The sequence below is a fragment of the Streptomyces sp. NPDC041108 genome (genome assembly GCF_055592645.1).
Window position 1 is genome coordinate 241215 of record NZ_JBVIYK010000005.1, and the last position, 13000, is coordinate 254214.

The 13000-nt window shown below is 72.8% G+C and carries 14 protein-coding genes; 10 read left to right on the plus strand and 4 right to left on the minus strand.

Features of this window, described 5'->3' with window-relative positions; translation table 11 throughout:
* The first annotated feature begins 92 nt into the window (after nt 1–92).
* From ACZ6BB_RS16790 to ACZ6BB_RS16815, 6 genes are all read left to right on the plus strand, one after another.
* Nucleotides 93–890, plus strand: coding sequence for a metallophosphoesterase family protein (locus ACZ6BB_RS16790; RefSeq protein ID WP_471615922.1), 798 nt, complete (start codon nt 93–95; stop codon nt 888–890).
* Between the two features lie 83 nt (nt 891–973).
* On the plus strand, nt 974–1414 hold the full coding sequence (locus ACZ6BB_RS16795) for an SRPBCC family protein (protein WP_471615923.1): 441 nt from the start codon (nt 974–976) through the stop codon (nt 1412–1414).
* 117 nt (nt 1415–1531) lie between these two features.
* Nucleotides 1532–2719 carry an ArsA family ATPase gene (locus ACZ6BB_RS16800; RefSeq protein WP_471615924.1) on the plus strand — a complete coding sequence of 396 codons (1188 nt, stop codon included), beginning with the start codon at nt 1532–1534 and terminating at the stop codon, nt 2717–2719.
* A 57-nt stretch (nt 2720–2776) separates the two neighbouring features.
* Nucleotides 2777–3298, plus strand: coding sequence for a DUF5304 domain-containing protein (locus ACZ6BB_RS16805; protein WP_471615925.1), 522 nt, complete (start codon nt 2777–2779; stop codon nt 3296–3298).
* Nucleotides 3299–3392: 94 nt separating this feature from the next.
* Nucleotides 3393–4346, plus strand: a complete 954-nt coding sequence (locus tag ACZ6BB_RS16810) for an ROK family glucokinase (RefSeq protein ID WP_059080715.1) — start codon at nt 3393–3395, stop codon at nt 4344–4346.
* Between the two features lie 164 nt (nt 4347–4510).
* Nucleotides 4511–5260 carry an endonuclease/exonuclease/phosphatase family protein gene (locus tag ACZ6BB_RS16815; protein ID WP_471615926.1) on the plus strand — a complete coding sequence of 250 codons (750 nt, stop codon included), beginning with the start codon at nt 4511–4513 and terminating at the stop codon, nt 5258–5260.
* Here ACZ6BB_RS16815 and ACZ6BB_RS16820 read toward each other — a convergent pair.
* The 4 genes from ACZ6BB_RS16820 to ACZ6BB_RS16835 form a co-directional block, all read right to left on the minus strand.
* Nucleotides 5257–6321, minus strand: a complete 1065-nt coding sequence (locus tag ACZ6BB_RS16820; protein WP_471615927.1) for a CU044_5270 family protein — start codon at nt 6319–6321, stop codon at nt 5257–5259. The two genes, ACZ6BB_RS16815 and ACZ6BB_RS16820, sit on opposite strands and share 4 nt — an antisense overlap.
* Nucleotides 6314–6937 (minus strand): RNA polymerase sigma factor, encoded by a 624-nt coding sequence (locus ACZ6BB_RS16825; RefSeq protein WP_471615928.1) that lies wholly within the window; start codon nt 6935–6937, stop codon nt 6314–6316. Before ACZ6BB_RS16825 ends, ACZ6BB_RS16820 begins: the two co-directional genes overlap by 8 nt.
* Before the next feature lie 193 nt (nt 6938–7130).
* On the minus strand, nt 7131–7847 hold the full coding sequence (locus tag ACZ6BB_RS16830) for a hypothetical protein (RefSeq protein WP_471615929.1): 717 nt from the start codon (nt 7845–7847) through the stop codon (nt 7131–7133).
* Nucleotides 7840–8709, minus strand: a complete 870-nt coding sequence (locus ACZ6BB_RS16835; RefSeq protein WP_471615930.1) for an alpha/beta hydrolase — start codon at nt 8707–8709, stop codon at nt 7840–7842. Before ACZ6BB_RS16835 ends, ACZ6BB_RS16830 begins: the two co-directional genes overlap by 8 nt.
* Before the next feature lie 197 nt (nt 8710–8906).
* Between ACZ6BB_RS16835 and ACZ6BB_RS16840 the strand changes: the two genes are divergently transcribed.
* The 4 genes from ACZ6BB_RS16840 to ACZ6BB_RS16855 all read left to right on the plus strand — a co-directional run bounded on the left by ACZ6BB_RS16840 (nt 8907) and on the right by ACZ6BB_RS16855 (nt 12958).
* Entirely contained in the window at nt 8907–9710 is an 804-nt protein-coding gene (locus ACZ6BB_RS16840; protein ID WP_471615931.1) for a lysophospholipid acyltransferase family protein, read from the plus strand.
* Between the two features lie 73 nt (nt 9711–9783).
* On the plus strand, nt 9784–11028 hold the full coding sequence (gene macS, locus ACZ6BB_RS16845) for a MacS family sensor histidine kinase (protein WP_471615932.1): 1245 nt from the start codon (nt 9784–9786) through the stop codon (nt 11026–11028).
* Between the two features lie 89 nt (nt 11029–11117).
* A complete protein-coding gene (locus tag ACZ6BB_RS16850; RefSeq protein WP_471616161.1) occupies nt 11118–11765 on the plus strand; it encodes a response regulator in 648 nt (215 codons plus the stop codon).
* A gap of 164 nt (nt 11766–11929) precedes the next feature.
* Nucleotides 11930–12958: a 6-phosphofructokinase gene (locus tag ACZ6BB_RS16855; RefSeq protein ID WP_471615933.1), complete on the plus strand. Its 1029-nt coding sequence runs from the start codon at nt 11930–11932 to the stop codon at nt 12956–12958.
* Nucleotides 12959–13000 lie beyond the last annotated feature (42 nt).

Genomic DNA, 13000 nt, shown 5'->3' on the forward strand with positions numbered 1-13000 from the left:
GCAGAATAATCCCCCAACTTACTGACTGGCCAGTAACCGCACGTCCGACCGGCTCTGTTCACGTATGCCGCACACGCCTACGCTTGATCGTCATGGCACGCACACCGGGCGGTAACGACAGGACACGCATTCACGTGGTCAGCGACGTGCACGGCAACGCAACGGACCTGGCCAGGGCGGGTGAGGGCGCCGACGCCCTGGTGTGCCTGGGCGACCTGGTCCTCTTCCTCGACTACGCCGACCACTCCCGGGGCATCTTCCCCGACCTCTTCGGCGCCGAGAACGCCACCAGGCTCGTCGAACTGCGCACCGCCCGCCGCTTCGAGGAGGCGCGCGAACTCGGGGCCCGGCTGTGGGCGGGCTTCGGGGAGGAGCGCTCCGCCGTGATCGAGAAGGCCGTACGCAGGCAGTACGCCGAGATGTTCGCGGCCTTCCCCACACCGACGTACGCCACCTACGGCAATGTCGACATGCCCACGCTCTGGCCCGAGTACGCCGGTCCGGGTACGACCGTGCTGGACGGCGAACGCGTGGAGATCGGCGGACGGGTCTTCGGCTTCGTCGGCGGCGGCCTGCGCACCCCCATGCGGACGCCGTACGAGATCGGCGACGAGGAGTACGCGGCCAAGATCGAGGCGGTGGGGGAGGTGGACGTGCTGTGCACGCACATCCCGCCGGAGGTCCCCGAGCTGGTCTACGACACGGTGGCGCGCCGCTTCGAGCGGGGGAGCCGGGCGCTGCTGGACGCCATCCGCAGGACCCGTCCCCGGTACGCGCTGTTCGGGCACGTCCACCAGCCGCTGGCGCGGCGGATGCGGATCGGGGCGACGGAGTGTGTGAACGTGGGGCACTTCGCGGGGACCGGGAAGCCGTGGGCGCTGGAATGGTGAGCCCCGGCAGGCGGTAGCCTTCACGCTGCACATACGTGCGCACCCACCTCCCTCACCGGACAGTCTCTGGAGGAGCCACGGCGATGGCGGAATTCACCAGTTCGAGCATCACGATCGAGGCTGCGGCGGCCGACGTCATGGGAGTGATCGCCGACTTCGCCCGCTACCCCGACTGGACGGGCGAGGTGAAGGAGGCGGAGGTGCTGCAGACCGACGGCCAGGGCCGCGCCGAGCAGGTCCGGCTCGTCATGGACGCGGGCGCGATCAAGGACGACCAGACGCTGGCGTACACCTGGACCGGGGCGAACGAGGTCTCCTGGACGCTGGTCAAGTCCCAGATGCTGCGGTCGCTCGACGGCTCCTACATCCTGAAGCCGGTCGGCGACTCGATGACCGAGGTGACGTACCAGCTCACCGTCGACGTCAAGATCCCGATGCTCGGGATGATCAAGCGCAAGGCGGAGAAGGTCATCATCGACCGGGCCCTGGCGGGCCTGAAGAAGCGCGTCGAGTCCGGGAAGTAGAGAGCCGGGCCGCCGTCCCGGCCGCGGGCACCCCTACGACCGGGGCGGCCGGGCCCGGCCCGCTCGCCGCGCCGGTGTGTCGGTGACCCCCCTTTCGCTGGGTTACCGTTCACCCTCATGCGCACCATCCTGATCACCGGGCCAGGCGGCAGCGGCCGTACGACGGTCGCGGCGGCCACGGCCGTCGAGGCGGCCCGCGAGGGCGCGCGGACGCTCGTGCTGAGCGCGGACCGGGCCGACGGCCTCGGGGCGGTGCTCGGGGTGGCGACCGGGCCGGAGCCCGTGCGCGCGGCACCGAACCTCACCGCATGGCGGCCCGATGCCGCGGCCGGATTCCGTGAGGACCTCGTCGCCTTCCAGGAACGGGCCGCGTCCGTGCTGGGCATGCTCGGCGCCGCCCGGCTGGACGCCGAGGAACTCACCCCCCTTCCCGGCGCCGAGGAACTGACCCTGCTGCGCGCGCTGCGCGACGCCGCGCTGTCGGAGGCGTACGACCTGCTCGTCGTCGACCTGCCGCCCGCCCCGCAGGCCCTCGCGCTGCTGGCCCTCCCGGAGGAGCTGCGGCGGTATCTGCGACGGCTGCTCCCGCCCGAGCGGCAGGCGGCCCGAGCGCTGCGGCCGGTCCTCGGGCGGCTCGCCGGAGTGCCGATGCCCGCCGAGTGGCTCTACGAGACGGCCGCCCGCTGGGACGTGGAGCTGGCCGCCGTCGCGGCGGTCGTCGAGGACCCGGGGACGACCGTACGGCTGGTCGCCGAGCCGGGCCCGGCCGGCGCCGACCACGTACGCCTCGCGGGCGTCGGACTCGCCCTGCGGGCCCTGCCCGTGGACGTGCTGATCGCCAACCGCGTGCTGCCCGAGGGCGCGCACGAGACCTGGCTCGCCGGCCTCGTCGCCCAGCAGCGCAAGGCGCTGGAGGAATGGGAGGAGCCGCCCGCGGCGGGCGGCGCCCGTTCCGTACGGCGCGTCGCCCACCTCGGCCACGACCCCCGCGGCGGTGACGATCTCGCCGCCCTCGGTGTCCCCGGCGCGGGTGACGTGCCGGCCCGGGTCGAGTGGGCCGTCACCGACAACCTCGGGGACGAGGGCGTGCTCGTGTGGCACATCCCGCTGCCCGGGGCGATACGGGACGAGCTGGATCTCGTCCGGCGCGGCGACGAGTTGGTGCTCACGGCGGGACCGTTCCGCCGTATCGTTCCGCTCCCGTCGGCTCTGCGCCGCTGCACGGTCGACGGCGCGGCCCTGCGCGAGGGCGAACTGAGGATCCGCTTCGCGCCGGACCCGCGGTTGTGGCCCCGGACACGGTGAACCGCATACGTCCGTTCGGGTAACGTCGACAGTACGAACCGTAGGCAGGAGCCCGCCATGAGCGAAGAGCGCCCCACGTCCGACGCCGGTCGTCAGGACGCGCCCGAGGAGGCACGGTCGGCCGAGCAGGACCGCACGACCGACCGGGTGCGCGCGACCGACTCCGACGCCTGGGCCACCGCCTGCGAGGAGGACCTCGCCGCGGAGAAGGCCCGCCGCCGGGCGCAGCACGGTCCGCAGCCGGGCTCGGCCGCCGAGGAACTGCGCAGGCTGGTCGACACCGTCGCGGACAAACTGTCCGGGCTGCAGTCGCCGTTGCTCGGCGCCGTCGCCGGGGGAGCGGCCCAGCAGATGGTCAGCCAGGTCGTCCGGCAGGCCAAGGCCGCCGTCGAACCGGTCATCGAACGCAACCCCGACGTCTTCGACCACCTCGCCTCCGCGGGCAGCGAACTGCTCGCCGCGTACCGCTCGGCCGTCGAGGCCCAGGAGCGCCGCTGGACGAGCCGGGACGCCTCCCACCGGGAGGACCGCGGTCAGGGCGACGACCCGGGCCCCGGCGAGCGGATCGACCTGGACTGACGCGGGGCCGTCCGCCCGGCGGACGCCGGGACTGCGGGGGCAGGGCCTCGGGTACGGTTGGCCGTAGCGGGGCTCGACCGAAACTGAGGGATTCATGGGACTCACCATCGGCGTCGACATCGGCGGTACCAAGATCGCGGCTGGTGTGGTCGACGAGGAAGGCAACATCCTCTCGACCCACAAGGTGCCGACCCCGGGCACGCCCGAGGGGATCGTGGACGCCATCGCCGCCGCCGTCGAGGGCGCGCGAGCCGGACACGAGATCGTCGGTGTCGGCATCGGCGCGGCCGGTTACGTCAACCGGCAGCGGTCGATGGTCTACTTCGCCCCCAACATCGACTGGCGCAACGAGCCGCTCAAGGAGAAGGTCGAGGCCCGTGTGGGCCTGCCGGTCGTCGTGGAGAACGACGCCAACGCCGCCGCGTGGGGCGAGTACAAGTTCGGCGGCGGCAAGGGCCACCGCAACGTCATCTGCATCACCCTCGGCACCGGCCTCGGCGGTGGCATCATCATCGGCAACAAGCTGCGCCGCGGTCACTACGGTGTCGCCGCCGAGTTCGGCCACATCCGGATGGTCCCCGACGGACTGATGTGCGGCTGCGGCTCACAGGGCTGCTGGGAGCAGTACGCGTCCGGGCGGGCCCTGGTCAGGTACGCCCAGCAGCGCGCCAACGCCACCCCCGAGAACGCGGAACTCCTCCTCGGCCTCGGTGACGGCACCCCCGACGGCATCGAGGGCAAGCACATCTCCATGGCCGCCCGCCAGGGCGACCCGGTGGCCGTCGACTCCTACCGCGAACTCGCCCGCTGGGCCGGCGCCGGTCTCGCCGACCTCGCCTCCCTCTTCGACCCGTCGGCGTTCATCGTGGGCGGCGGCCTGTCGGACGAGGGCGAACTGGTCCTCGACCCGATCCGCAAGTCCTACAAGCGCTGGCTCGTGGGCGGCAACTGGCGCCCGGTGGCCGAGGTCGTCGCCGCCCGACTCGGCAACGACGCGGGCCTGGTGGGCGCGGCGGACCTGGCGAGAGAGCCCGACCCGATCATGTAGGCACCGGTCGCCACCCCGCGCCCCGTTTCCGGGGGGCGCGGGGCCGTATCGCCACGCGGCCCCGCCGCGGGGGCGCGACCACCCCGCCACCGGCCGTCAGCCGAACGAACGATCCGTGGTTGCCCGGCCCTCCCGGCGGAGCGCCGCCGCGTACATTGATCCACATGACGCCGCTGCCCGACTCCCGCACGAACCCCGACGGTTCGGCGACCGTCCGCGTCCTCAGCTACAACATCCGCTCGATGCGCGACGACACCGACGCCCTCGCCCGGGTGATCGCCGCCTGCGCCCCCGACCTGGTGCTCGTCCAGGAAGCCCCCCGTTTCTTTCGCTGGCGCAAGAAGCTCGCGAGGCTCGCCGCCGCCTCCGGCCTGGTCACCCTCTCCGGCGGCGCCACCGCCTCCGGCCCCGCGCTGCTGTGCAGCCTCCGCGCCACCGTCGAACACACCGACGACGTGCTGCTGCCCCTCACCCCCGGCCTGCACCGACGCGGCTTCGCCACGGCCGTGGTCCGCTTCGGCCGCGCCCGCCTCGGCGTCCTGTCCTGCCACCTCTCCCTGCAGAAGGACGAGCGGTACGAGCAGGGTGGCCTGCTCCTGGACCGGCTGGCCGGTCTGGGCGTGACCCACGCGGTCGCGGGCGGCGACCTCAACGAGCGCCCGGACGGCCGCACCTTCCGCCGCCTCGCCGGAGAACTCCAGGACTGCTGGTCCACCACCCCCTGGGGCGGCGAGTACAGCTCCACGCCCACCGACCCGCACCAGCGCATCGACGCGATCCTGGCCACCCCCGGTATCGAGGTCCTCGGCTGCGGCGTCCCCCTCGACCACCCCGGCATCAGCGAGGACGACCTGAGGACGGCCACGGACCACCTGCCGGTCCTGGCCGCCCTCAGGGTCCCCGCCGAGTCCTAGCCGGCGGCGGGCGGGTACTGCTTGACCCTGTCGACGATCGCCCAGCTGTCCAGGTACGACAGCTGGGTGTAGACCTTCATGTCCTTGCCGTGGCCCGTGGAGCGCTCGTCACGGAAGCCGAGGAAGGCGTAGGTCACCGGGTCGAAGATGAAGCGGTTGCTGTCGGAGCCCGGCGGCCTCCAGGACGCGGCGGGGGCCGCGTACACGATGGCCACGCCGACGCGTCCCTTGGCGTCCTTCTGGTGCGGCAGCGCCTTGACACCCGGCACCATCCCGAGCGCCTCGTACGCCGCCGGGCGCAGCCCCTCGGGCATCACGGGCACCAGCTTGAGCAGTCCGCCGAGGAGGTGGTACAGCTGCCACCACTGCTCCTCGGAGATGTCCTTCAGGGAGGTCCGGCTGTCGCCCGCGGTCCAGTGCTCCTGGAGGGTGAGGATCAGGCGCTCGGGGTCGGTCGGCAGTTCCACGAGCCGGTCCCACTCCTGCGGCGGCCAGCTGCTCATGTTCTTCTCGCGCGGCGGCGACCACCACCCCTTGCCGATCTCCTCGACCCAGGAGCGCCGGGAGCCGTCCACGGAGCGCCAGTTCTCGGCGACGTGCGTCTTCGTCCTGCCGGTCTTCCGGTCGGTCTCCCTGATGATCTCCTTGCTGTAGACGAACTGGTCGTCCCGCGGACTGACCGGCTTCTCGTTCCTGCGCGCGTACGCGGCCGCCCCGTCGAGCACGGTCCGCGCGCTCACGTTCCGCATCGGCGGCAGGTCCGTCACCCGGGGCGTCGCGCTCCTGCCGGGGCCCTCGCCGTCGTGCCGCACGGCGACCAGGACACCGGCCGTGACCGCGGCGGCGACCAGCCCGGCCAGGGCGAGGCGCCGTACGGGGCGGTGGCGCACCGGCGGGGCCTGCCGTGCGGCCGTCCGCCTCGACCGGCTCCCGTCCGACGCGGTGATCGTGGCCAGCAGGCGGGCCCGCCCCCGCCGCCGGGTCTCGTCGTCCAGCGCAGGAGTCCCCGCGTCGAAGGCGGCGAGGTCCCGCAGATCCCTCGCCTCGTCGGTGTCACGCATGGGCGTCTGCCTCTCGGAAAGCGGTCGGGTCGGATCCGCCCAGTGCCTCGCGCAGTCTGCCGCGAGCCCGGTTCAGCCGGGATCTGACCGTGCCGACGGGCACGTCGAGGGCGCGGGCCGCCTCCTCGTAGTCGAGGCCGGCCCAGGCCACCAGCAGCACCACGTCGCGGTGCCGGGCGGAGAGCCCGGCCAGCGCGGCAGCCAGCTCCCGGCGCACCCCCGTGGCACCGGCCCTGGCGACCGCGCGGTCCGCGACCGGCTCCGCGTGCTCCACCGGCTCCGGCAGCCGGGCGAGCGCCCTGAACCGGCGCGCCTCGGCCCGCCGGTGCCGGCCCACGAGGTTGGTGGCGATACCGAACAGCCAGGGGCGGGCGTCGGGCCGCCCCAGGTCGTAGGTGTGCCGCCGCTGGAAGGCGGTGGCGAAGGTCTCCGCCATCAGATCCTCCGCCGCCTCCGGGCCGAGCCGCCGGGCGGCGTAACGGTGCACGGTGCCGGCGTACCGGTCGTAGAGGACGGCGAACAGTTCGGGCTCGTCCCGGGACCGCTCGATCACCCGGGCATCACTCTCCTCGCGATCCTCGTCGCGGGGGCCGACGCCCGGTGGGCCGACGGTCATCGGGACTCCTCTCGTTCGTCCGAACGCCTCGCAGCCTGGGCTCGTTCGGGTCGCGCACCCGTACTTCGCCGTTCCCCGGGATCGGGTTCCATTCCGCGCAACGGCGACCGGCTCCCCGGCCCCGTCCGCGGCAGCGGCGAGGGCCCGCCCGGAACACTCCCGGACGGGCCCTCGCAGGACTGTGGCCGTGGGGTCAGACGACCGCTCCCCGGCCCGGATCGTCCTCGCCCTCGTCGTCGCCGCTCATCCGCATGACCAGCGTGGCGAAACCGCCGAGGAAACCGCCGATGCCCAGGGTGGTGAGCCACCAGGTCATGTCCCAGCCGAGCAGAACGGCGAGCAGCAGCAGGACCGGGCCGCCGATCACCCCCAGCCAGGCGAACTTGGCGGTGGTGTCGGCCTCCGGCAGCGGGGGCGGCTCGGGCGGTACGAAGTGGCCCTCCCCGTCCTCGTCGTCGGCGTCCGGGTCGTCCGGGTCCGGGTCCTCGCCGACCGGGTCGGGCACGCTGTAGTCGCGCGGGCCCGCGCCGACGCCTGGTGCGAACGCGACCGAGCTGCCCAGCGGCCTGGGAGCCGCCGGGCCGCCGGTGTCCGAGGACTTGTCCTCGGCGTCCTCCGGCTCGGCCTCCAGCAGCGCGAGGTCCTCCACCGACCGGAACGGCTTGGCGCCCGGCGGGTCCGGCGGCTCGGTGCCGAACCCGGCCACGATGGCCCGCCACGCGGCGTCCTCGTCGAAGGGCACGTGCTGCTCCTCGCCCGCATGCTGCTCCTCACCGGCGGACCCGCCCGGCGACTCGCCGGACGAGGCGCCCGCCGAGCCGCCCGAGGAGCCGCCCGGGGTGTCGCCGGGCGAGGCGCCGAGAGGCGCTCCCTTCTCCTCCGGCTCACGCTCGGAGTCGTGCTCAGCCACCAGTGGCCGTCCCTTCCCTCTGCTCCAAGGTTCCCGGGCCGGTCCGCTCCGCGGATCCCGGGTCGGACTGCTGTACGGATTCCGCGTCGGACTCCTTCACATCCGCCGCCCCGGACTCCGGGACGAGCCGCGTGACGAACGCGAGGCTCTCCTCGAAGATCCGGCCCGCGTCGTGGTCCAACGTCGCGACGTGATGGCTCTGTTCCAGCAGGATCTCCGTGACGTCCGTGGACGACACCCGGCCGAGGACGCGCTCGGAGTCGACGGGCGGCACCACATGGTCCCGCGGGCTGTGCAGCAGCAGCAACGGCTGGGTCACCTGGGGCAGTTCACCGTCGACGAGACGGAGGAAGTTGCGCAGCGAGTGCGCCGCGTGCAGCGGCACATGGCCGTACCCCACCTCCTCGACGCCCTCCTTCGCGATGTCGCTGGTGATCCCCTTGGTGGTGGGGACGAAGTGCCGGAGCAGCGGCAGGGCGTGCGCGGCCGGGCCGTGCACCTTGTTCGCCGGGTTGACGACCACCACGCCGTCGACCGCGTCCCCGTGCTTGGCTGCCAGGCGCAGCGCCAGCGCGCCGCCCATGGACAGCCCCGCGACGAAGACGTGCGCGCAGCGCTCGCGCAGGGCCCGCAGCTCGCGGTCCACCTCCGCGTACCAGTCCTGCCAGCCGGTCGGACGCAGGTCCTCCCAGCGGGTGCCGTGCCCCGGCAGCAGGGGCAGCGCCACGGTCAGCCCCTGTGCGGCGAGATACTCCGCCCAGGGGCGCAGCGACTGCGGGGACCCGGTGAAACCGTGGCAGAGGAGGACGCCGACCTCCCCGCCCTCGTGGTGAAACGGCTCGGCTCCAGGAAGGACCGGCACGGTTCGGTCTCCTGTTCGTGAGAAGGGTGTGAATACAGTCCGGATGTGGTTCACCGTACGCGACCGCTCCGACACCGACCAGGGGCTTCGCGCGGCGGGGGCCGACACCGGCCAGGGGCGCCGGACTGTTGTCCGGGCGTCCGGGTTAAGGTCTGATCCACGGAACAGAGAGAGGCACTCGGGTGTTGTACGGCGCGATGAAGGTCGCTATCGGGGGACCGCTCAAGGTCACTTTCCGGCCCTGGGTGGAGGGCCTGGAGAACATTCCGCCCGAGGGCGCCGCGATCCTCGCGAGCAACCACCTCTCCTTCTCGGACTCGTTCTTCCTCCCCGCGGTCCTGGACCGCAAGGTCACGTTCATCGCGAAGGCGGAGTACTTCACCACCCCCGGGATCAAGGGCAAGCTGACGGCCGCCTTCTTCAAGGGCGTCGGCCAGCTCCCGGTGGACCGCTCCGGGGCGCGGGGCGCGGGTGAGGCCGCCATCAACAGCGGCATACAGGTCATCGAGAGCGGCGAGCTGTTCGGCATCTACCCCGAGGGCACCCGTTCGCCCGACGGCCGCCTCTACCGGGGCAAGCCCGGCGGTCTGGCGCGCGTGGCCCTCGCCACCGGCGCGCCCGTCATCCCCGTCGCCATGATCGACACCGAGAAGATCCAGCCCCCCGGCAAGGTCCTGCCGAAGGTGATGCGTCCCGGGATCCGGATCGGCAGGCCCCTCGACTTCAGCCGCTACCAGGGCATGGAGCACGACCGCTTCGTCCTGCGGGCGCTGACCGACGAGGTCATGTACGAGATCATGAAGCTCTCGGGCCAGGAGTACGTCGACATCTACGCGACCGCCGCCAAGCGGCAGATCGCGGAGGCGGCGAAGGCCGACAAGGCCGCCAGGGCCGCCCTCGCCAAGGCCGGGAAGGAACAGCCGGGCCGGGGCGGGCCGGCCGGGGAACAGCGGGAACAGGCGCAGGACACCCGGGCGGACCGGGGGCGGCCGGCTTCGTAACGGCCGCTTTCCCGGGTACGGTCGCGTTCCCGGGCGCGATCGTCGCGGGGTGGGGTGGGGTGGGGTGGGGGATATGCCTGAGCGTGAACGAGTCATGCGCATGTCGGTCGAGCAGCCGCTGTGGCGTGCCCTCACCGGCTACCGGGTCCTGACGGTGATCTACGCCATCGGCCTCTTCGCCAGCGCCTACGACAAGTTCGAGCGCCCCTGGCTGGCCATCGCCTACCTGACGGTGCTGGCAGCCTGGACGCTGCTGACCCTGCCGAGAGTGGCGAGCGCGGCCGGCTGCACCAAGCGGTTCCTGGCGGCCGACCTCACCGTCGCGATCGTCGGCATCCTGCTCACCCGGCTCGCCGACTCCGCCGCCCGGGTGGAGGCCGGCGGCCCCACCCTGCCGTCGATATGGACCGCCGGCGCCGTGCTGGCCTATGCCGTCAAGGGCGGCTGGCGCTGGGCCGCCTTCGCCTCCACGCTCGTCGCCGTCGCCAACCTGATCCACCGCGGCGCCCCCACCCGCGACACCGTCCACAACGTGCTCCTGGTCTGGGTCGCCTCCATCGCCATCGGGTACGTCGTCGAGGTGGCCCGCGCCTCCGAGCGCACCCTTGCCCGCGCCCTGGAGATCGAGGCCGCCACCCGCGAACGCGAGCGCCTCGCCCGGGACATCCACGACGGTGTGCTCCAGGTCCTCGCCATGGTCCAGCGGCGCGGCACCGCCCTCGGCGGCGAGGCGGCCGAGCTGGGCCGGATGGCGGGCGAGCAGGAGGTGGCGCTGCGCACCCTGGTCTCCGGCGGCCTGGTCCCCGTCTCCCGGGTCTCGGAGGACGCGGCCGAGGGAGCGCTCGTCCGGGCGGTGGACGAACCGGACGAGGCCGGCGGCAGCGGGGACCCCGTGGACCTGCGGGCCCTCCTCGCCCCCTACGCGAGCGCGAGCGTCACCTTCTCGGAGCCCGGCGGCCCGGTGCCGCTCGCCACGGGCGCCGCGCGGGAGCTGGCGGCGGCCGTCGGCGCGGCCCTGGACAATGTGCGCGAGCACGCGGGCGACGGGGCCCGTGCCTGGATCCTGGTCGAGGACTGGCCGGAGGAGATCGTCGTGACCGTACGGGACGACGGCCCCGGCATCCCCGAGGGCCGGCTCGTCCAGGCCGAGGGCGAGGGGAGGCTCGGAGTGGCCCTCTCCATCCGGGGGCGGCTGCGCGACATCGGCGGCACGGCCGAACTGATCTCGGTGCCCGGCCAGGGCACCGAAGTCGAACTGAAGGTGCCCAGGGCCGCGGAACGGGCCAAGGGCGTACGGGGGAAGGCGGAGAAGCGGTGACGGAGAACGTGCGGAGCGAGGAGAACGTGGGGAGCGGCGGGCCGGCGGACGCGGGCGCACAGCCCGGTGGGAGCGGTCCGCTCAGGGTCATGGTGGTCGACGACCACCCCATGTGGCGCGACGCCGTCGCCCGTGACCTGGCCGAGTCGGGCTTCGACGTGGTCGCCACGGCGGGCGACGGCGAGCAGGCGGTGCGGCGCGCCCGCGCCGCCGGGCCGGACGTCCTCGTCCTGGACCTGAACCTGCCCGCGAAGCCCGGGGTGCAGGTCTGCAAGGAACTGGTCGGCGCGAACCCGGCACTGCGGGTGCTGGTCCTGTCGGCGAGCGGGGAGCACGCGGACGTCCTGGAGGCGGTGAAGTCCGGCGCGACGGGCTATCTGCTGAAGTCGGCCTCGACGGAGGAGCTGATCGACGCCGTACGCCGCACCGCGGCCGGCGACCCCGTCTTCACCCCGGGCCTCGCGGGCCTGGTCCTCGGCGAGTACCGCCGTCTCGCCTCCGAGCCCGCCCCGGCGCCGGGCGCCGACGGGCCCAAGGCACCGCAGCTCACCGACCGTGAGACCGAGGTGCTCCGGCTCGTCGCCAAGGGGCTGAGCTACAAGCAGATCGCCGAGCGCCTCGTCATCTCGCACCGCACGGTCCAGAACCATGTGCAGAACACCCTCGGCAAGCTCCAGCTCCACAACCGGGTGGAACTGGTCCGCTATGCCATAGAGCGCGGCCTCGACGACGAGTAAACGCCACGAATCACCCCATAGGGTGAAGGCGATTTGATCAACTACGATCAACTCACCCTCTATCAACAGCAATTCGCCGAATTGACCTTCCCGCGCATGTCGAAGTGACCTGGATCACTATTAGCGTGACCCTCACCAGGCAACCGCGGCGAAGGGACTTTTCCATGCGCGTCGGAGTACTCACCGGAGGCGGCGACTGCCCCGGGCTCAACGCCGTCATCCGGGGCGCCGTCCGCAAGGGCGTGCAGGAGTACGGCTACGACTTCGTGGGCTTCCGGGACGGCTGGCGGGGTCCGCTGGAGAACGACACCGTCCGCCTCGACATCCCCGCCGTCCGCGGCATCCTGCCCCGCGGCGGCACCATTCTCGGCTCCTCGCGCACCAACCCGCTCAAGGAGGAGAACGGCATCCGCCGCATCAAGGACAACCTCGCCAAGCAGGAGGTCGAGGCGCTCATCGCCATCGGCGGCGAGGACACGCTGGGGGTGGCTGCCCGGCTGTCCGACGAGTACGGGGTGCCGTGCGTGGGCGTCCCGAAGACGATCGACAACGACCTCTCCGCCACGGACTACACCTTCGGCTTCGACACGGCCGTCGGCATCGCGACGGAGGCCATCGACCGCCTCCACACCACCGCCGAGTCGCACATGCGTGTGCTGGTGGTGGAGGTGATGGGCCGGCACGCCGGCTGGATCGCCATCCACTCCGGCCTGGCCGGCGGCGCCAACGCCATCCTCATCCCCGAACAGCGCTTCGACGTCGACAAGGTGTGCGCCTGGGTGACGTCCCGCTTCAAGGCCTCCTACGCGCCGATCGTGGTCGTCGCCGAGGGGGCCATGCCGAAGGACGGGGAGATGGTCCTCAAGGACGGCTCGCTCGACTCCTTCGGCCATGTCCGGCTCTCCGGGGTCGGTGAATGGCTGGCCAAGGAGATCGAGAGGCGGACCGGCAAGGAGGCCCGTACGACCGTCCTCGGCCACGTCCAGCGAGGCGGCACCCCTTCCGCGTTCGACCGCTGGCTCGCCACGCGCTTCGGGCTGCACGCGATCGACGCCGTCCACGACCGGGACTTCGGCAAGATGGTGGCCCTGCGCGGCACGGACATCGTCCGCGTGCCGATCGCCGACGCGACGGCCCGCCTGAAGACGGTCGACCCGAAGCTGTACGAGGAGGTCGGGGTCTTCTTCGGCTGAGGGCGCGCGTGAGGGCGCCTGAGGGCTCGGGGGTGCGGGTTT